Here is a 17,575-nt window from a genome sequence, read left to right as displayed (position 1 = left end):
ATTTTCACTGGATTTGACCCCATAGCTCAGCTGGATAGAGCAGCTGCCTTCTAAGCAGCCGGTCATTGGTTCGAATCCAATTGGGGCCACTCGCTTTCGAGGAGCAAAGACTCAGCTGAGACCCAACAAAAAAGCCCTTGTCGCCCCCGGCAAGGGCTTTTTTGTTGCCCAAAAATACTGGCAGAAAATGGCCCACAAAATAGGCAAAACGGAATAAAAACGGTACTTTTGAGTGTTCTCTTTCTGACCGTATTTTCGGTCGGTTTAATCCCCTCTCTCGCATGAGTGAAGTAGTAGAAAAGAAAGCCCCCGCCGCCGATTACTCGGCCGATAGCATTCAGGTGCTGGAAGGGCTGGAGGCGGTGCGCAAGCGCCCCAGCATGTACATCGGCGACACGGGTATCAAGGGCCTGCACCACTTGGTGTGGGAAGTAGTAGACAACTCCATTGACGAGGCCCTGGCCGGGCACTGCGACCTGATTCAGGTTACGATAAACGAAAATAACTCGATTACCGTCCGCGACAACGGCCGGGGGATTCCCGTCGACTTTCACGCCAAGGAGGGCCGCTCGGCCCTCGAAGTGGTGCTCACCGTGCTGCACGCCGGCGGCAAGTTCGATAAAGACTCGTACAAGGTATCGGGCGGCCTGCACGGGGTAGGCGTGAGCTGCGTCAATGCGCTCAGCACCGACCTCAAGGTGACGGTGCGCCGCAAGGGCCACGTGTACCAGCAGGAATACAGCATCGGCCACCCGCTTTACCCGGTAAAGGAAATCGGCGATACCGACGAGCACGGCACGGAGGTGCAGTTTCTGCCCGACCCCACCATTTTTGCCGATACCGAATACCGCTACGCCACCATCGCCAGCCGCCTGCGCGACTTGTCGTTTTTGAACAAGGGCATCCGCATCACGCTGACGGACCGCCGCGAAAAGCCGCTGGGCGATGCCGCCGTGGGCCACGTCGATGCCGACGGCTTCCGCTACGAGGAGTTTTTCTCGGAAGGCGGCCTGCGCGACTTCGTGCAATACCTTGATGGCACCGAGCGCCCCTCGCTGCTGGCCGAGCCCATTTACGTGGAAAGCGAGAAGGGCGGTACGCCGGTAGAGGTGGCCTTGCAGTACAATACCTCGTACCAGGAAAACGTCTACTCGTACGTCAACAACATCAACACCATCGAGGGCGGCACGCACGTGGGCGGCTTCCGCTCGGCCGTGACGCGGGTGCTGAAGGCCTATGGCGACAAAAAGCAGCTGTTTGAGAAAGCCAAGGTGGAAATCACCGGCGACGACTTCCGCGAGGGCCTCACGGCCGTTATCTCGGTGAAAGTGGCCGAGCCACAGTTTGAAGGCCAGACCAAGACCAAGCTGGGCAACTCTGAAGTGAGCGGCGCGGTAAACACCGTGGTGGGCGAAATCCTGGCCCAGTACCTGGAGGAAAACCCCAACCAGGCCAACAAAATCATGGAGAAGGTGATTCTGGCCGCCAAGGCCCGCATCGCCGCCCGCAAGGCCAAGGACATGGTGCAGCGCAAAAACGTGCTGGGCTCCAACTCTTTGCCTGGCAAGCTGGCCGACTGCTCCGACTCGGACCCCGAGGTGTGCGAGCTCTACCTCGTGGAAGGGGACTCGGCCGGTGGTACCGCCAAGCAGGGCCGCAACCGGGCGTTTCAGGCCATCCTGCCGCTGCGCGGTAAAATCCTGAACGTGGAGAAAGCCCAGGAGCACAAAATCCTGGAAAACGAGGAAATCAAGAACATGATTACCGCGCTCGGCGTCACGTTCAACGAGCGCAAGTCGCTGGCTTTCGGCACCGACGACGAGGGCAACGAAACCGGCCCGCTGAACTTCAGCAAGCTGCGCTACCACAAAATCATCATCATGACCGATGCTGATATTGACGGCTCGCACATTCGCACGCTTATCCTCACGTTCTTTTTCCGCTACATGCGCCAGCTCGTGGACCAGGGCAACATTTACATTGCCCTGCCGCCGCTCTACCTCGTGAAGCGTGGCAAGGAGGAGCGCTACTGCTGGACCGAGGATGAGCGCGCCGCCGCTACCGAAGAACTCGGCCGCGGCCGCCCCGAAACCGTGAACGTGCAGCGCTATAAAGGCCTGGGTGAAATGAACGCCGAGCAGTTGTGGGAAACCACCATGCAGCCCGAAACCCGCTCGCTCAAGCAAGTAACCGTGGATTCGGCCGCCGAGGCCGACCATTTGTTCTCCATGCTGATGGGCGACGAAGTAGCCCCTCGCCGCGACTTTATCGAGCAAAACGCGAAGTACGCCAAGCTCGACGTGTAACCACCGCGTGGTACACACAGCAAAAAGGCCGTCCATCTGGACGGCCTTTTTTAGTCAAGCCAATTACTAAGGAGTGCAAGAAGGTTAGACTGGTATGGTGGCTGATGCCAACCAAGCGCATAAATTACTTATCCAGAGCCCCTATTATCAGCACCTTATCGCGGCGCACTCAAAATTTAAGAAGCTCTTGGAATTATTTAGCGGCTACGCTGTTTATCCCCTCGTGAAAGAATAGTTTTTAAGGTGTTTTGGTTGGAATCTCCCACGCCTCTGGCGTGGGAGATTTTTTTTTGCCCTACTTGGTTGGGCACCGGCAAAGCAGTCAGCCTACCCCGGCACCCGGGCAAAACCTAAAAAACGTGCTTGTTATCGCCAAACACCTGGGTAGCGGTGCGCAGCACTATTTTGAGGTCGAGCAGAAAAGACCAGTTGTGCAGGTAGTGAATATCAGCGTTGAAGCGCTTCACCATGTCCTCCAGCTCCTTGGTTTCGCCGCGGTGGCCCGACACCTGCGCCAAGCCCGTGATGCCCGGCATCACCAAGTGGCGGTCCATAAAATTGTGAATGACTTTGGAGTAGTCTTCGGTGTGCTTGAGCATGTGCGGGCGTGGGCCCACCACCGACATCTCACCCCGAAGCACGTTCAGAAACTGCGGTAGTTCGTCGAGGCTGGTTTTGCGCAGAAAAGCGCCCACCTTGGTGATGCGGCTGTCGCCGAGGGTCGCCTGCCGCGAGTTTGCGTCGTCGTTGACGAGCATGCTGCGAAACTTGAAGCAGTAGAAGGGTTTGCCATCCTTGCCAGTGCGCAGCTGCCGGAAGAAGATAGGGCCTTTCGATTCGAGCTTGATGAAGCAGGCAATGAGCGGAATCAGCCAGATGAGAACGAACAGAACGACAAGCAGCGCAAAAAAGAAGTCGAACGTGCGCTTGCGCATGGGGTGGCGCTGCGCTGCCGGCGCACCCAGCTGTATGTCAGCAGTATGTGCCGGATGAGCAGCCATAGTAGGGGTAGGCTCTAATGTGATTAGCATAGCGTAGAAGGTGTGGAAAGGGTAGTTGATAGTATGGTAGTGTAATATTATAGCCGGATAATGCAAATCTCAAGAAGAGGATATGAAATTTCTATTAAAAAACTGTATGTGGCCAACTCACAGTAATGTAAGTGGATTTGCTTTGAGGCTGATAGTTAGGTGATAATATAAAAGCAAATAGCAACAATTAAGCAGCGCATCGTGCTAGTTCAAATACCGAAAAGCCTGGCGATAAAAGCCATTAGGTGCAATACTCTTGGGCTTGCTAGTGTGTTGCAAAGCTAAACACTAAGCGGCGTATGGTAATAATTGATAATGTGTTTGGATGTTTTGAGAGGCTGGGAAGTTCATATCTTGTTATTATGCTGTTTCTGGGTGAGTGAATGGCAATACAGGTTTAAGTGACTGATAATAAAGGGTAATAAAAATGCTCACTCTGGTTGTGATTGGATTTAGGGAAGGAAAAATTATTTGATAAGCACCAGGATTGCCGTAGAAAATATTATTGTTAATAATAATTGTGAAAGGAGAAAAAGAGAAGCAAAGGGTATTATGCACTACACATCAGATACTTGTGCTCATAGATGCGTAAAGAGTGCGTACTGGTCACAGCTGGCAATTGACTTTCTTTCGGTGGCATACCAAGCCAATTCAAGCCAATTTATTTTGAGGGCTGCCCGAGCTAGTTTGCGCCTGTCATTAACTTTATCGAGTACTGGTTGCCTTATTTCCCGTGTTGAGTAGCTGGCCTAAAAGTGGCTACTGCCTAGGCCTCAGTGCTATTATGGTGGTTGCTGACTGAGCTGCCGTATAAATCGGAGCCTTATACGGCACTTCCCCGCACTGTGATACAAGGTCAGTTGAGGGGCAGGCTCCCCAGTCGGCTGACTGGCCTGGCACTAACGCCGGGCTGCCTGCCACATAGTAATGGCTACCAATAGCGTCCAAAGTCAGTTTCAGCAGCGGTCGTTGCCAGTGTAGCCAATATGGCTTTTGCGTTAATCCTCGCTAAGCTGTTGCGCCCGGTGCCAAGCAGGGGCGGCCAATGGGCCCGAATTTTTGCCAGCGAACTGCTATGAGTAAGCGGCGAGGCCAGGTAGAATCGGCTGCACGGCGAACCGGGCGTGCGCCATTCCGGTTACAGTGCCGGAAACTGGGCTGTACGCTCCGGGCTCTTTGAAAGTGGTACTATCGCGCCGGATGGGGCGCTTGCACAGAGCCTGCATGGCTACCTGCACGTGCAAAAAACGCGATGAGCGTTAGCTTGCTGTAAAAAACCAGATAAGACATAAGCAGAAGCTTATATGAAGCAACTTGTTGAAAAGCACCCGCTGGCTATTCGCTGGTTTCACTGGCTGAACTTTCCGGTGCTGGCGCTCATGATTTGGAGTGGCCTCTGGATATACTGGGCCAACGACGTGTACCGCGTCGGCTGGGGCAAAACCACGCTGTTTAAGTTTTTTCCGCAGTCGTTTTACGACACCTTTCACCTCGACCACAAGCTGGCGCAGGGCATGTCGTGGCACTTTCTGCTCATGTGGGTTTTCTTTCTAAACGGCTTGCTTTACGTGCTTTACACGCTGTTTTCGGGCGAGTGGCGCTACCTGCTGCCCAACCGAGCTTCCTTCCGCGAGGCCGGGCAGGTGATTTTGCACGACCTGGGTTTGCGCAAAACCGTGCCGCCCGTGCGCAAGTACAATGGTGCGCAGCGCATTGCTTACACTGCCGTGATAATCATGGGGGTAGGCTCGCTGCTCACTGGCTTGGCTATTTATAAGCCGGTGCAGTTTGGCTGGCTCACGCGGTTGCTGGGTGGCTACGAAGCCGCTCGCATCGAGCATTTTGTGCTGACCATTGGCTACGTGCTGTTTTTTGTCGTGCACGTGGCGCAGGTAGTACGGGCTGGCTGGAACAACTTCCGCTCGATGGTGGCTGGCTTCGAAGTAGCAGAAGTGCCAGGTAATGAAATAAAAAAGTAAACATTCCTGCGGGGTTTCGTGGAGTAAGACGCGGGGGCTCACGGGCTTTTCTTTTGTACCTGCCCCGCAAAACTCTGCGCCTGACCCTGCGAAACCCTGCGGGAAACTCATCTGCTATGCAACCAGAAAACCAGATTCCGCCCCATCCTTCGCCCGATGGCCAAGACCTCACGCTGCCGCCGGGCTCGCCGCTACAACAAGAAGCGGCGCGGCGCACGCGGCGCTCGTTTATCGTGGGGGGGCTGGCCGCGCTGGGCGGCGTGCTGGGCTGGCGCTACCTCTTGCAGCGCCCCGATGCCGACGGCACGCCGCTGCCCTTTCGGCGGGTGCTCGATGCCAACGGCCGCCTCTCAGCCGCTTACTTCAAGGAAACGCGGCTGGCTCGCGAGTTTCCTAAAAGCCAGGCCGTGAAGCAGGTGCGTACCAATGGCCGCGCCGGCCTGGCGTCTGCAATTGACCTGGCCGCCTGGCGGATGGTGGTGCAGCCCTACGGCGGCGGCCAGCCCCAGCAGTTTACCCTGGCCGACATTAAGGCGCTGCCCCGCGTGGAAATGAATACCGAGCTCAAATGCATCGAGGGCTGGAGCATCGTGGTGAACTGGGCCGGCGCGCGCTTCGCCGATTTTCTGGCCAAATACCCGCTGGCCAGCCGCAGCGGTCAGCCTATCAAGGATATAGCCCGCCCACCTGCCGACCTCGCGCCCTACGTGGGCGTGATGACGCCCGACGAAGAGTATTACGTGGGCCTCGACATGCACAGCGCCATTCACCCCCAAACGCTGCTCTGCTACGAGATAAACGGCGAGCCGCTAAGCCTGGCCCACGGCGCGCCGCTACGCCTGGTTACGCCCCTCAAGTACGGTATCAAGCATCTCAAGCGCATTGGCACTATCACCTTCGCCGACGCGCGCCCGCCCGACTACTGGGCCGAAATGGGCTACGACTGGGACTCGGGACATTAGGTCATTTAACAGTTATCAATTAACATTTAACAGCTCGGCTATTATACACAATAAGAGTGTAATAGCCGAGCTGTTAAATGTTAATTGATAACTGTTAAATGGCTAAAACACTACCCTTATCTCGTAGTGCTCTTCCTGCGCGCCATCGGCATTGGGCACGCGCCAGGCACCCACGCGGCTGGGGCCGTAGCCGAGGTTCACTTTTACCCATTCGTCGCGGGTGGGTAGTAGGTGCAGAATGTCGGCTTCGAGGCGGCGCAGGTCGTCGAGGGCATCCTGGTGCTGCTGGTGCAGCTCGTCGTGGTGCTGGTCGAAGGAGCCGGTGGGCGGGCGCTGCTCAAACTGAGCGGCCGATTGCTCGACCGCAGCATTGTGCTGGGCTTCGTTGCGCTCGGCGAGGGTGAGCTTGCGTAAATCTTCCTTGGCCACGAGGTAGGCTTCTACTTTGTCTACAAGGGGCTGAAGGGCGGGGTCGAGATAGTCGAGGTTAGAGGCCATTTTAATTGGCTTTTAGCTGTTAGCAGTTGGCTATTAGCTTGTTGGGATGAAATGACGAAGGAGGATGATTTTGAAGGGGGCGAGTAGCCAGCAGCTAAGAGCTAACAGCTGGAATCTTATTTCGCTGGCAGCGCTCGCTACAATATTTCACGGCTTCCCAGTTGTTGCGCCACTTTTTGCGGTACTCGAAGGGCAGCCCGCAGGTAGCGCAGATTTTGGTGGGAAGCTGGCCTTTTTTGAGCGCGGTAGCCATGAGGGGGAAAAGAAAAGACAAAAGGGCCGGACCTTTGCCGCCGGCCTGGCCCTGTTTACGTTTAAACGCCCGGGCCGGCTATTTTGCCTTCCCCGTTTTCCATGCCTACTTCCTCTCCCGACCTGCTCGGCCAGGCGCTGCTCGACTACCAGCACGGCCACCACGCCGCCGCCCTCACTGTGCAGTGTAGCGCCGCCGACGATGAGCCGCTGCCCGCCGCCTACTTCTTCCGCACCCTGCTGGCCATGCCCGAGCTCGAGCGCCAGGCCCTCGACGAGTGCCGGGGCCGCGTGCTCGACCTGGGTGCCGGCGCCGGCTGCCACGCCCTGGAGTTGCAAGGCCGCGGCTTCACCGACGTGCTGGCCATCGACCAATCGGCCGGGGCCGTGCAGGTAATGCAAGCCCGTGGGGTGCAGCAGGTTGCGCTGCGCGATGTTATGGCCCCGCGCCCCACCGACGAGCTGCCCTACGACACTATTCTGATGCTGATGAACGGCCTCGGGCTGGCCGGCACGCTCGAAGGCCTCGATAAATTTCTGGCCCACGCCCGCACGCTGCTCGCGCCCGATGGCCAGATTCTGGCCACTTCCTCCGACATCAGCTACCTCTACGAAGACGAGGAAGGCGCGCTCGTGCTCGACCTCAACGGCCCGTACTACGGCGAGGTCGAATACACTTTTCAATATAAAAAGCAAACCGGCCAGCCTTTTCCCTGGCTGTTTATCGACGCCGCGCTGCTCGAAGACGCCGCCCGCCAGGCCGGCTACGAAGTCGATTTTATCGATACCGACGAAAACGGCCAGTATCTCGTGCGCCTTACGCTGGCAATTAGTGCTTAGTTGGTAGTGCTTAGTGCTTGGTCGTCAGTGCGGTATTTAGGTTCGCAGAAACAACAAATGATGAATAACCAACCCTAAGCACCAAGCACTACTAACTGGGCGCTAAGCACTAACAACCAAACACTAAGCAATGTCTCATTCCCAAAGCTATACCGTGCGCTGGGCCGAGCTGGACCCCAACGGCCACATGCGCCACTCGGCCTACGCCGACTTTGCCGCCGACCAGCGCGTGCACTGGCTGGCCAGCCACGGCTTCGATTTGCGCAAGTTTGCCGAGCTGCGCATTGGCCCCATTTTGTTTCGCGAAGAAACCAAGTACCTGAAAGAACTGCACGCCGGCGAGCAAATTCGGGTGGAAGGCCGCGTAACCGGTGGCACGCCCGACGGCGCGCGCTGGACCATCGAGCACAGCATCTACAAGGCCGACGGCCGCGTGGCGGCTACCGTTACCGTCGATGGCGCATGGCTTGACCTCGACCGCCGCAAGCTCACCGTGCCCCCGGCCGAGCTAGCTGCTGCGCTGAGCACGGAGTAAAGTAGTGCCCCGCGTAGCGGTGCCAGAAGACGGTTGTGGGTGTGTCTGGCACCGCTACGCGGCACTGTCCGGTTTTACATTTTTGCTACAAACCTAGCACCGCTACGCGGCGCCCCAGCCTCACTTCAGCACCTTCGTAATCCGATTCAATTGCTGCTGATGGTGTAAAGTGTGGTCCAGAATCGACGTAACGGTCTGGCCCACCGTAAGCCAGCCTGCACGTGGATGCCGAAATACTGTGTGATTCAGCTTGCCGCTCGGAAACTCGTTGAGCACCTGCTCCAGCCGGCGGCGGATGCTTTGCCATTGTTCGCGCAGCTTGGGCAGCGGGGCAATGTCTTCCGGGGCGGGCGGGGGCGCTAGCGTAGGTGGTACTTTGAATTTGAGGCCCGGCAGGCGTAAAGCCAGCCGCAGCGCGGCACTGCGCAGCTTGCTTTTGAGGGTGCCCAGCCGCCAGGTATCGTGGCTGGCAGCCAGCGCTTTCTGTAGAGCGTTGACAATCTTAAGCTCGGCCGACAGCACATGGTGGATAACCTGGGCCGCCGCCCACTGCCCCGGCACGGGCGGCACATAGGCACGGGGCCCGAGCGCCTCGGCCGAGGCCAGCGCGTGTTCGGTGGCCAGGTCGAGCTGCTCGATGAGCAGGTGGAGGCGGTGGGTCATGGGGTAGGAGGGGGTAGAAAGAGGAAAAGGGTAGAATAAGCCCAGCAGCCAGTAGCAAAAAGCACGCCTGATATATGTAAGCCGGCCGAGCGAAGTAAGGCCTGGCAAAGCCAACTGCTAAACCGGCCGCCGCAGTAACTTCGCCAGGTGCTTTTTAAGAATACGCTTTCCAACCTCACGCGCATCCGGCAGGTGGCCGAAGTGCTGCTGCGCTACGGCTTCGAGGACGTCGTAACCAACACGCCTCTGCGCCGGCTCGTGAGCCAAAAACGCCGCCTGCGCTGGCTGGAAGAAGACGAGCGCCCGGTGTTCGAAACTACGCGCTGGGAGCGTATTCGCCTTATTATCGAAGAGTTAGGCCCCACGTTTATCAAGCTGGCCCAGGCCCTCAGCAACCGCGCCGACTTGCTGCCTGAGGAGCTGATAGATGAGTTTGAGAAGCTGCAAAGCAACGTGCCGCCCTTTCCCGTGGAGGAGGCCCGCCAGCTGATAGAGCAGGAGCTGGGCCGCCCGCTAGCTGACATTTTCACGGAGTTCGACGACGTGCCTATCGGCTCGGCCAGCATCGGGCAGGTGCACCGGGCGCGGCTGCTGAGCGGCGAAGAAGTGGTAGTGAAAGTGCAGCGCCCCGGCGTGCGCGACAAGGTAGAAGGCGACCTGCGCCTGCTGCACGAGCTGGTGCGCCTCACCGGCAATTTCCTGCGCAACCAGGGCCTCACCAACCCGCAGGACGTGGTCGATGCCTTCGAGCGCAGCATGGTCAAGGAGCTGGACTATACCTCCGAGGCCCGCGCGATGGAGCAGCTGCGCAAGCTCTACGAAAGTTACGCCACCTTCTACATCCCCAAGCCCTACCGCGAGCTCAGTACCGAAAAAGTGCTGGTAATCGAGTTCGTAAACGGCTGTAAAATAACCGACAAGGCGCAGCTGCTGGCCTGGGGCCTCAGCCCCGAGCAGGTGGCCGAAACGGGCATGGACATCTACCTGACCCAGATATTCGAGTTCGGGTTTTTCCACGCCGACCCGCACCCCGGCAACGTGCTCGTGCGCCCCGATGGCACGCTGGTACTCATTGACTTCGGCATGGTGGGCAAGCTCACCAAGCAGCAGAAATACGCCTTCGCGGGCGTCTTCATCGGCATGGCCCGGCAAGATGCCCGCAGCATGGCGCTCAATTTCCGCCGCCTCGCCCTCAGCAGCGACATTCCCGACATGCGCGCCTTCGAGGCCGACCTCAGTTTGCTCATCGAAGACTTCGCCGTGCTCGATGTTAAAGATATGAGCATGAGCGACCTGGCCGATTCGCTGCAAGGCATCATCTACCGCTACAAGCTGCAAGTGCCGGGCGCGGTGTTCCTCATTCTGCGCGCACTCGTTATCCTCGAAGGCATTGGCAAGGTGCTGCATCCCAACTTCAATACCTTCGAGTTTGTGCGCCCCTACGGGGCCAAAATCATCCGCGAGCAGTACTCGCCCGAAAATATCCTGAGCGAAGCCGAATACACTGGTACCCAGCTCCTAGCCCTGCTCCAGACGCTACCCATCGACCTGCGCCAAATCATGCGTAAAGTCAGTAAGGGCGACCTGCGGGTGAAGGTCGAGCTGAGCGGCTACGTGAGCTTGCTCCGCAAAGCCGACCAGTTGGTGGGCCGCACCATCCTGGCGCTGCTGGCGCTGGGCAGCATCATCTTCTCGGGCCTGAGCTTGCTTGGGCACTATCCGCCCCAGATGCCGTACTACCGTGGCTTGCCCGTTATTACCTGGTACAGCCTGGCATTCACTGGCTTCCTGATACTGCTGCTGACGCTGCCCCGCCGGCCCACGCGCGAGTAGCCGGGCTACTTAGTCACGGTTATCCACGGAATGTCCAGCTCATCCAGCTTCGCGGTGGCCGGCGGAGGCAGCCGCTGAAACTCATCGAAGCACACGCTGCGGCGGCCTTTAAACTTGCTTTCCGGGTCTTGAATAATGACGATGTGGCCGAAGGTGCCATACTCTTTATCCTCACGCATCAGCGTATGCTGCACGCCCAGGTCGGGCTTGTTCAGCACGTTGGCGTACACGAGCTGGCCTTGGTGGTTGGGCGCTTCCACGAAGTAAAGCACGGTGCTTTCGATGTGGCCGGCGCAGGGTTCCGAGCAGCCAGCAAGCGTGTAACCCGCCGCCAGGCTGAGAAAGCTCACTAGGAGGTTTTTTTTACGCACGCTAATCAAGAGGTCAGTGGGTCAATCAATTATAATCCAGCAACTCGGGTAAAGCCGCTGTCGGCCGTGACCAATACCAAGCCGTGTTCCAGGGCGGTGACGGCGATAATGGCATCCGGCGTTTTGAGTCGAAACTGCTGGCGTATTCGCACGGCGCGTTGCAGTATCGTATCAGTGATAGCTAGTTGTGGCAGCAGGTCAAAGACAATGCTGAAAAACAACGCATCGGCGGTGGTCAGGTTATGAAAGCTTAATACTTCGACTTGCGAAATAGCTAAAACGGCCACATCGGGCCGGTTTGCCCAATTGCGTAGCGGCAGATAAATTTCCTCTGAACGAGCGGCGTAAATCAGCGCATTACTATCTAATAAGTAGTTCACGAGCGAAAAGGCATAGGGCGCTCCTGCCGTTCTTCACGTTGCCACGCCAGCGGGTCGGGAATACTCCTGCCGTCGCCGCCACGCTTCAGAATAGCTAGCTTCTCTTCGTGCGTCAGCTTACTTATGTCAGGTGGAATAGTAGCGTGTTGCACTGGCTTCGATACCAAGCCATTATCGGCAATGTGCAGGCCGGCGGCGGCAGCCAGCTGCACTAGTTGCTCGTACACGCTATCGTCGGGGATGGTGAGGATGTGAGGTTGCATAGGGCTAAGATAACGAAAGCCCGGCCGCAAGGGTGCGGCCGGGCTTGTACCAGATAAAACAAGGATGGTAAGCTAGTCAGCCAGCCGCAACGGCGGAATATTAATGCCCCTGTAAATCTCGGCCAGCGGTAGTTGGCTTTGTAGCGTCGGCAGCAGTAGTACGTCCGTTAGCTTGCGTAGGCTCGTGAGCTCCCAAGTGCCGTGGTCGGTACGCACGAAGCTATCGACCAACACGCGGTACTGCGACACCAGCACGTACTGTTGCAGCGACGGAATCAACTGGCACTGCTCAAATTTCCAGCCCCGGTCGCGGGCCTCCGTGCTGCGCGAGAGCACTTCCATGATGACTACTGGCGAATGCACCGTGCGCGGGTCGTCGTCCTGCGGGTCGCAGCTTACCACCACGTCGGGGTAGTTGTAGTGCTCGCCGGCCGCCAGCGCCAGCCGCACGTTCTCGGTGTAAATCTCGCAGCCGCGCTCGCCAATGCCCGCCCGCAGCCCAAACGTGCAGTTCTGAATTAGCCGATTGTGCTGCTTGGTGCCGCCCGCCATACCTTCCGGCCCGTCAAGCGGAAATACTTCGCCTTGGAAGAACTCGTGGCGAATGCCCGTTTGCTCTTCCAGGGTGAAGTATTCTTCGACGGTATAGCGGCGCTGATAGATGGATTGGGCGGCAGACATTGCCTTCGGATAGTAATTGAAATAAAATTAGTCAAGGTAGGCAGATACTCAACCAAATAGTTGCTGCCGCCAGTATAAAGTGAAAACGCCCATCTTTCAACAAGACAGGCATTTTACAGAATTGTATAAATAGTCTACACCACCGAAAAATCAAACGACTCCAAAAACTTGGTCGTGAAATTACCGGCTTTGAAATCCTCGCTGTCCATCAGCGCCAAGTGGAATGGAATGGTCGTTTTCACGCCTTCTACCACGAACTCGCTTAGGGCGCGCTTCATTTTCACGATGCACTCCTCGCGGGTTTGGGCCACGGTAATGAGCTTGGCAATCATGGAGTCGTAGTTGGGCGGAATCTGGTAGCCGGCATACACGTGGGTGTCGACGCGCACGCCGTGGCCGCCGGGGATGTGCAGCGTGGTGATGCGGCCCGGCGCGGGGCGGAACCCCTGGCGCGGGTCTTCGGCGTTGATGCGGCACTCCATGGCGTGCATCTTCGGGAAGTAGTTTTTGCCCGAAATCGGGATGCCCGCCGCTACCTTAATCTGCTCTTTAATAAGGTCGTAGTTCACGATTTCCTCCGTTACCGGGTGCTCGACCTGGATGCGGGTGTTCATTTCCATGAAGTAGAAATCGCGGTTCTTGTCAACCAGAAACTCGATGGTACCCACGCCCTCGTAGCCGATGGCCGAAGCGCCCGCGATGGCCGCCGCGCCCATGCGCTCGCGCAGGTCGTCGGTCATGAACGGCGAAGGAGCTTCCTCCACCAGCTTCTGGTGGCGGCGCTGGATGGAGCAGTCGCGCTCCGAGAGGTGGCACACGTGGCCAAACTGGTCGCCGCAAATCTGGATTTCGATGTGGCGGGGCTCCACTACGAACTTCTCCAGGTACACGCCGTCGTTGCCGAAGGCCGCCTTGGCCTCGGTGCGGGCATCGTCCCAGGCTTTCTGAAACTCGTCTTCCGAGTTGATAATCCGCATGCCGCGCCCGCCGCCGCCGGCCGTGGCCTTCAGGATGACGGGGTACACGATTTCGGCCGCGATTTTCTTGCCTTGCTCTACCGATTCGAGCAGGCCCGTCGAGCCGGGCACTACCGGCACGCCGGCCTCAATCATAGTCGCTTTGGCCGACGCCTTGTCGCCCATGCGGTTAATCATGTCGGGCGAGGCACCGATGAACTTGATGCCATTTTCGGCGCAGATGCGCGAAAATTCCGCGTTTTCGCTCAAAAAGCCGTAGCCGGGGTGAATGGCGTCGGCATTGGTAATCTCGGCCGCCGCGATGAGCGTCGGGATGTTAAGGTAGCTCTGGCTGCTGGCGGGCGGCCCGATGCACACCGCCTCGTCGGCAAAGCGCACGTGCAGGCTTTCCTTGTCGGCGGTCGAGTACACGGCCACCGTTTTGATGCCCATTTCGCGGCAGGTACGGATAACGCGCAGGGCAATTTCGCCCCGGTTGGCAATCAGAATTTTATTAAACACGGTTTTTGGAGTTATGAGTTATGAATTATGAGTTATGAGTTGTGGGCTATGAATCAGGTGATTATTGTAAAATAACCCCCCAACTCATAACCCACAACTCATAACTCATAACTCCAAAAAAGCTACTCAATCAGGAACAGCGGCTGGTCGTACTCTACCGGCGTGGCGTTTTCCACGAGCACCTTTACAATGCGGCCGCTCTGCTCGGCTTCAATCTCGTTGAACAGCTTCATGGCCTCGATGATGCAGATAACCTGGCCTTTCTCCACCGTATCGCCTACTTGCACAAAGGCCGGCGAATCGGGGCCGCTGCTGCGGTAGAAAGTGCCAATCATCGGCGACTTGAGCGGGGTGTGGCTGGCGGCCGGGGCAGCCGCGGGCGCGGCGGGGGCTGCTGCCGCAGCTTGGGCCGGAGCCGCGGCTACTGGGGCAGCAGCGGGCGCGGGGGCCGGGGCGGCTACGGGCGCGGCGCTCATGCTCACCACTTGCTTGGTCGAAGGCTCGCGCTGCACGGAGATTTTAAACTCCTCGGTTTCAATATTTACTTTATTGAGGCCCGACTTGGCGATGAAGTCGAGCAGCTCCTGGAGTTCTTTGGCTTTCATGGCAGCGTCTTTTTTCGGCTGGTTTTTGGTAGATTCTTTCGACATAAAGGTTGCGCGGACTTTGTAGTCCGCGACACAAGCAACTAGCGCGAACCCTGTAAAATAGTAGACTCGTCGCGGACTACAAAGTCCGCGCAACAGCTTACTTAACGCGCTCTACGTAAGAGTAGTCGCTGGTTTTGATGCGGATTTTGGTGTCCTGGTCGATGAACAGTGGCACCTGGATGCGCGCGCCGGTTTCCACGGTGGCGGGCTTCAGGGTGTTGGTGGCGGTGTCGCCGCGCAGGCCGGGCTCGGTGTAGGTTACGACCAAGTCTACGGTGGTGGGGAGCTCGGCGGTGAGGGGCTGCTCGGTTTCGGCGTGGAACAGGATGGTCACGTCCTGGCCTTCCTTCATGAGGTCGGCAAAGGGCACCATCGCCTCGGGCAGTACTACCTGCTCGAAGTCGTCCTTGTTCATGAACGTGAAGCCGTAGTCGTCCTTGTACAGGAACTGGTGCGGGCGCTGCTCTACGCGGGCCGTTTCCACTTTCACGCCGGCGTTGAAGGTGTTGTCGATGGTGCGGCCGGTTTTGATGTTACGCATCTTGGTGCGTACAAAAGCGGGGCCTTTGCCCGGCTTCACGTGCTGGAAGTCGGTAATAACGTGCAGCTCGTTGTTGTAGTTGAGCACGAGCCCGTTGCGAAAGTCGGCGGTGGATGCCATTTGGTGGAGTTGTGAGTTTTAAGTTTTGAGTTCTGAGTTGAAAATTCTGGATTGAGAGCCGCTTGGCAAACTCAAAACTCAGAACTTAAAACTCCTAACTCCTAAGAATTGTACGCCCATTTCACGTGGATGGCACCCCAGGTGAAGCCGCCCCCAAAGGCGGCCAGAATGAGGTTGTCGCCTTTGTGAAGCTGCTTCTCGTAGTCCCAGAGGCACAGCGGGATGGTGGCGCTGGTGGTGTTGCCGTAGCGCTGGATGTTGAGCATCACCTTTTCGGGGCCCACGCCCATGCGGTGGGCGGTAGCGTCAATGATGCGCTTGTTGGCTTGGTGCGGCACCAGCCAGGCAATGTCGTCGTGGCTAAGGTGCTGGCGGGCCATTACTTGTGCGGCTACGTCGGCCATGCTTTTCACGGCAAACTTGAACACTGTCGCGCCTTCCTGGTAAATGAAGTGCTCGCGGTTGGCTACGGTTTCGGCCGAGGGCGGGCGGCGGCTGCCGCCGGCTTTCTGGTGCAGGAAGGGCTCGCCGCTGCCATCGGTGCAGAGCACCTGGTCGAGAATGCCGTAGCCTTCGAGGCTGGGCTCGAGCAGCACGGCCGCCGCGCCGTCGCCGAACAGGATGCAGTTGGCGCGGTCGGTGTAGTCCACGATGGACGACATTTTGTCGGTCCCCACGATGACTACCTTCTTGTACATGCCGCCCTGGATGAACTGCGCGCCCGTGGCGAGCGCGTACAGGAAGCTCGAACACGCCGCATTCATGTCGTAGCTAAACGCCCGGGTGATGCCGCAGCCGTTGGAAATGATGTTAGCCGTGGCCGGAAACAGCATGTCCGGCGTCACGGTGGCACAAATGAGCAAATCCACGTCCTCGGGGCGCGTGTTCGTCTTTTCGAGCAGCTGCTGCACCGCCTTAATGCCCATCACCGAGCTACCCTGGTCTTTACCCTTCAGAATGCGCCGCTCCTTGATGCCGGTGCGCGTAGTTATCCATTCGTCGGTGGTATCGACCAGTTTTTCTAGCTCCTGGTTGCTGAGCACGTAGTCGGGCACGTAGCCTCCGACTCCGGTGATGGCGGCGGTAATCTTCATGAGCGCAAAGGTGCGGCCCAAACTCCGTGCGGCCCGGCCCCCGGCCGGGCGTTCGGGACTTAGGATTTAAAAGAGTCTTTGATTTTGTCTACGATGCCGGAGTGAGCCATTTCGTAGCCCTGCACCAGCATGTTACAGATGGCCAGCGGCGTGCTTACGCCGTGGCCGATGATGGCGTTGTCGTTGATACCCAAAATGGGCGACCCGCCAATCGTTTCGTAGTTTACTTTCTCAAAAAATTCGTCGTTGAGGTTGCGGGCCACCATGATGTCGTACATCGACTCGGCCATCTTCAGCATCACATTGCCCGTAAAGCCGTCGCACACAATGACATCGGCCTTGTCGTTGAACAAGTCGCGGCCTTCGATATTGCCGATGAAGTGCACGTGCGGGTTCACTTTCAGCAACTGGTGCGCTGCCTGGGTTGTCACGGTGCCCTTGCCTTCCTCCTCGCCGAGGCTCATGAGGCCTACCGTGGGGCGTTCGATGCCCAGCACATACTGCGCATAGAGCGAGCCCAGCTCGCCAAACTGCTCCAGCATCTCGGGCTTGCAATCAGCGTTGGCCCCTACATCGACCAAAATACCGTAGCCGCCAGCCAGTTTGGGCACAAAGTTGGCAATGGCGGGGCGCAGCACGCCCGGCACCGCCTTCACCGTAAACATGGCGCCCACGAGCATGGCACCCGTGTTGCCCGCCGAGCAGAAGGCTTCTACTTCGCCGCTGTGCAGCAAGCGGTAGCCCACGGCAATGCTACTGTCTTGTTTTTGCTGAAAGGCCTTGGTGGGGTGTTCGCCCATCTCAATAACCTGCGTGGAGGGCACCAGCTCGAGCGCCGCCGCCTCGGGGCCGTAGGCCTCGAGCAGCGGCCGAACTTCGGCCTCAGTGCCAATAAGTACAACCTGAGCTTTGCCGGCCAGGCGCTGGGCAGCCAGCACGGCACCGGCCACGGCAGCCTGGGGGGCAAAGTCGCCGCCCATAGCGTCGAGGGCAATTTTCATGAACGCGGAAATGGTGAAAGAGTAGCCTAGGGGCGCGAAGGTACGAAACCAACCGGGCCGGACTGCCCATCTGAGTTAGAGCAGTCCGGCCCGATGG

Annotated in this window: 19 protein-coding genes and 1 tRNA gene; 7 read left to right on the top strand and 13 right to left on the bottom strand. The window is 58.0% G+C overall.

All coding sequences use genetic code 11. The features are described from left to right. Positions 1-15 precede the first annotated feature (15 nt). Together VFO93_RS01450 and gyrB are read left to right on the top strand one after the other, a co-directional pair. A tRNA-Arg gene (locus tag VFO93_RS01450) sits at positions 16-89 on the top strand. Positions 90-281: 192 nt separating this feature from the next. Further along, positions 282-2,306 (top strand): DNA topoisomerase (ATP-hydrolyzing) subunit B, encoded by a 2,025-nt coding sequence (gyrB, locus tag VFO93_RS01445; RefSeq protein ID WP_325132524.1) that lies wholly within the window; start codon positions 282-284, stop codon positions 2,304-2,306. Positions 2,307-2,656: 350 nt separating this feature from the next. On the opposite strand, the gene VFO93_RS01440 is transcribed toward gyrB, so the two are convergent. Then, positions 2,657-3,337 (bottom strand): sugar transferase, encoded by a 681-nt coding sequence (locus VFO93_RS01440; protein WP_325132523.1) that lies wholly within the window; start codon positions 3,335-3,337, stop codon positions 2,657-2,659. Positions 3,338-4,641: 1,304 nt separating this feature from the next. On the opposite strand from VFO93_RS01440, the gene VFO93_RS01435 reads away from it, so the two are divergent. Both VFO93_RS01435 and VFO93_RS01430 read left to right on the top strand, forming a co-directional pair. Beyond that, a complete protein-coding gene (locus VFO93_RS01435) occupies positions 4,642-5,316 on the top strand; it encodes a cytochrome b/b6 domain-containing protein (RefSeq protein WP_325132522.1) in 675 nt (224 codons plus the stop codon). 116 nt (positions 5,317-5,432) lie between these two features. After that, entirely contained in the window at positions 5,433-6,278 is an 846-nt protein-coding gene (locus VFO93_RS01430; RefSeq protein ID WP_325132521.1) for a molybdopterin-dependent oxidoreductase, read from the top strand. A gap of 102 nt (positions 6,279-6,380) precedes the next feature. On the opposite strand, the gene VFO93_RS01425 is transcribed toward VFO93_RS01430, so the two are convergent. Next, positions 6,381-6,776, bottom strand: coding sequence for a hypothetical protein (locus tag VFO93_RS01425; RefSeq protein WP_325132520.1), 396 nt, complete (start codon positions 6,774-6,776; stop codon positions 6,381-6,383). Between the two features lie 94 nt (positions 6,777-6,870). Continuing rightward, a complete protein-coding gene (locus tag VFO93_RS01420; protein WP_325132519.1) occupies positions 6,871-7,029 on the bottom strand; it encodes a DUF2256 domain-containing protein in 159 nt (52 codons plus the stop codon). Between the two features lie 101 nt (positions 7,030-7,130). Here VFO93_RS01420 and VFO93_RS01415 point away from each other — a divergent pair, with 101 nt between their 5' ends. Together VFO93_RS01415 and VFO93_RS01410 are read left to right on the top strand one after the other, a co-directional pair. Continuing rightward, complete coding sequence (locus VFO93_RS01415) at positions 7,131-7,868, top strand: class I SAM-dependent methyltransferase (RefSeq protein WP_325132518.1); 738 nt, start codon at positions 7,131-7,133, stop codon at positions 7,866-7,868. A gap of 130 nt (positions 7,869-7,998) precedes the next feature. Further along, positions 7,999-8,403, top strand: a complete 405-nt coding sequence (locus VFO93_RS01410; RefSeq protein WP_325132517.1) for a thioesterase family protein — start codon at positions 7,999-8,001, stop codon at positions 8,401-8,403. A gap of 120 nt (positions 8,404-8,523) precedes the next feature. On the opposite strand, the gene VFO93_RS01405 is transcribed toward VFO93_RS01410, so the two are convergent. Next, a complete protein-coding gene (locus VFO93_RS01405; RefSeq protein WP_325132516.1) occupies positions 8,524-9,066 on the bottom strand; it encodes a DinB family protein in 543 nt (180 codons plus the stop codon). 147 nt (positions 9,067-9,213) lie between these two features. Between VFO93_RS01405 and VFO93_RS01400 the strand changes: the two genes are divergently transcribed. After that, positions 9,214-10,899, top strand: a complete 1,686-nt coding sequence (locus tag VFO93_RS01400) for an AarF/ABC1/UbiB kinase family protein (protein ID WP_325132515.1) — start codon at positions 9,214-9,216, stop codon at positions 10,897-10,899. A gap of 5 nt (positions 10,900-10,904) precedes the next feature. Here the strand turns inward: VFO93_RS01400 and VFO93_RS01395 are convergent, their stop codons facing one another. From VFO93_RS01395 to plsX, 9 genes are all read right to left on the bottom strand, one after another. Next, positions 10,905-11,249 carry a hypothetical protein gene (locus VFO93_RS01395; protein ID WP_325132514.1) on the bottom strand — a complete coding sequence of 115 codons (345 nt, stop codon included), beginning with the start codon at positions 11,247-11,249 and terminating at the stop codon, positions 10,905-10,907. A gap of 50 nt (positions 11,250-11,299) precedes the next feature. Then, the gene (locus VFO93_RS01390; RefSeq protein WP_325132513.1) at positions 11,300-11,650 is read right to left on the bottom strand and encodes a type II toxin-antitoxin system VapC family toxin; all 351 of its coding nucleotides are present in this window, start codon (positions 11,648-11,650) and stop codon (positions 11,300-11,302) included. Then, positions 11,647-11,913, bottom strand: a complete 267-nt coding sequence (locus VFO93_RS01385) for a hypothetical protein (RefSeq protein WP_325132512.1) — start codon at positions 11,911-11,913, stop codon at positions 11,647-11,649. Before VFO93_RS01385 ends, VFO93_RS01390 begins: the two co-directional genes overlap by 4 nt. 72 nt (positions 11,914-11,985) lie before the next feature. Then, positions 11,986-12,594 carry a Uma2 family endonuclease gene (locus VFO93_RS01380; protein ID WP_325132511.1) on the bottom strand — a complete coding sequence of 203 codons (609 nt, stop codon included), beginning with the start codon at positions 12,592-12,594 and terminating at the stop codon, positions 11,986-11,988. Positions 12,595-12,728: 134 nt separating this feature from the next. Next, positions 12,729-14,072, bottom strand: a complete 1,344-nt coding sequence (gene accC, locus VFO93_RS01375; RefSeq protein WP_325132510.1) for an acetyl-CoA carboxylase biotin carboxylase subunit — start codon at positions 14,070-14,072, stop codon at positions 12,729-12,731. A 122-nt stretch (positions 14,073-14,194) separates the two neighbouring features. Further along, the gene (accB, locus tag VFO93_RS01370) at positions 14,195-14,677 is read right to left on the bottom strand and encodes an acetyl-CoA carboxylase biotin carboxyl carrier protein (RefSeq protein WP_325132525.1); all 483 of its coding nucleotides are present in this window, start codon (positions 14,675-14,677) and stop codon (positions 14,195-14,197) included. A gap of 142 nt (positions 14,678-14,819) precedes the next feature. Continuing rightward, a complete protein-coding gene (gene efp, locus VFO93_RS01365) occupies positions 14,820-15,383 on the bottom strand; it encodes an elongation factor P (RefSeq protein WP_325132509.1) in 564 nt (187 codons plus the stop codon). Positions 15,384-15,484: 101 nt separating this feature from the next. Continuing rightward, positions 15,485-16,477, bottom strand: coding sequence for a beta-ketoacyl-ACP synthase III (locus VFO93_RS01360; RefSeq protein ID WP_325132508.1), 993 nt, complete (start codon positions 16,475-16,477; stop codon positions 15,485-15,487). Positions 16,478-16,536: 59 nt separating this feature from the next. Further along, positions 16,537-17,478: a phosphate acyltransferase PlsX gene (gene plsX / locus VFO93_RS01355; RefSeq protein ID WP_325132507.1), complete on the bottom strand. Its 942-nt coding sequence runs from the start codon at positions 17,476-17,478 to the stop codon at positions 16,537-16,539. Positions 17,479-17,575 lie beyond the last annotated feature (97 nt).

The organism is Hymenobacter sp., assembly GCF_035709525.1.
Taxonomy (GTDB): Bacteria; Bacteroidota; Bacteroidia; order Cytophagales; family Hymenobacteraceae; genus Hymenobacter.
This window is presented reverse-complemented; position numbering and strand designations above follow the sequence as displayed.

Bases quoted from the DNA above. Each gene is read 5' to 3' on its own strand.
- VFO93_RS01420 (WP_325132519.1), bottom strand. From the start codon at position 7,029: ATGGCTACCGCGCTCAAAAAAGGCCAGCTTCCCACCAAAATCTGCGCT.
- VFO93_RS01440 (WP_325132523.1), bottom strand. From the start codon at position 3,337: ATGCTAATCACATTAGAGCCTACCCCTACTATGGCTGCTCATCCGGCA.
- VFO93_RS01385 (WP_325132512.1), bottom strand. From the start codon at position 11,913: ATGCAACCTCACATCCTCACCATCCCCGACGATAGCGTGTACGAGCAA.
- VFO93_RS01415 (WP_325132518.1), top strand. From the start codon at position 7,131: ATGCCTACTTCCTCTCCCGACCTGCTCGGCCAGGCGCTGCTCGACTAC.
- VFO93_RS01360 (WP_325132508.1), bottom strand. From the start codon at position 16,477: ATGAAGATTACCGCCGCCATCACCGGAGTCGGAGGCTACGTGCCCGAC.
- VFO93_RS01380 (WP_325132511.1), bottom strand. From the start codon at position 12,594: ATGTCTGCCGCCCAATCCATCTATCAGCGCCGCTATACCGTCGAAGAA.
- VFO93_RS01405 (WP_325132516.1), bottom strand. From the start codon at position 9,066: ATGACCCACCGCCTCCACCTGCTCATCGAGCAGCTCGACCTGGCCACC.
- accB (WP_325132525.1), bottom strand. From the start codon at position 14,677: ATGAAAGCCAAAGAACTCCAGGAGCTGCTCGACTTCATCGCCAAGTCG.
- VFO93_RS01410 (WP_325132517.1), top strand. From the start codon at position 7,999: ATGTCTCATTCCCAAAGCTATACCGTGCGCTGGGCCGAGCTGGACCCC.
- plsX (WP_325132507.1), bottom strand. From the start codon at position 17,478: ATGAAAATTGCCCTCGACGCTATGGGCGGCGACTTTGCCCCCCAGGCT.
- VFO93_RS01430 (WP_325132521.1), top strand. From the start codon at position 5,433: ATGCAACCAGAAAACCAGATTCCGCCCCATCCTTCGCCCGATGGCCAA.
- gyrB (WP_325132524.1), top strand. From the start codon at position 282: ATGAGTGAAGTAGTAGAAAAGAAAGCCCCCGCCGCCGATTACTCGGCC.
- VFO93_RS01425 (WP_325132520.1), bottom strand. From the start codon at position 6,776: ATGGCCTCTAACCTCGACTATCTCGACCCCGCCCTTCAGCCCCTTGTA.
- VFO93_RS01435 (WP_325132522.1), top strand. From the start codon at position 4,642: ATGAAGCAACTTGTTGAAAAGCACCCGCTGGCTATTCGCTGGTTTCAC.
- efp (WP_325132509.1), bottom strand. From the start codon at position 15,383: ATGGCATCCACCGCCGACTTTCGCAACGGGCTCGTGCTCAACTACAAC.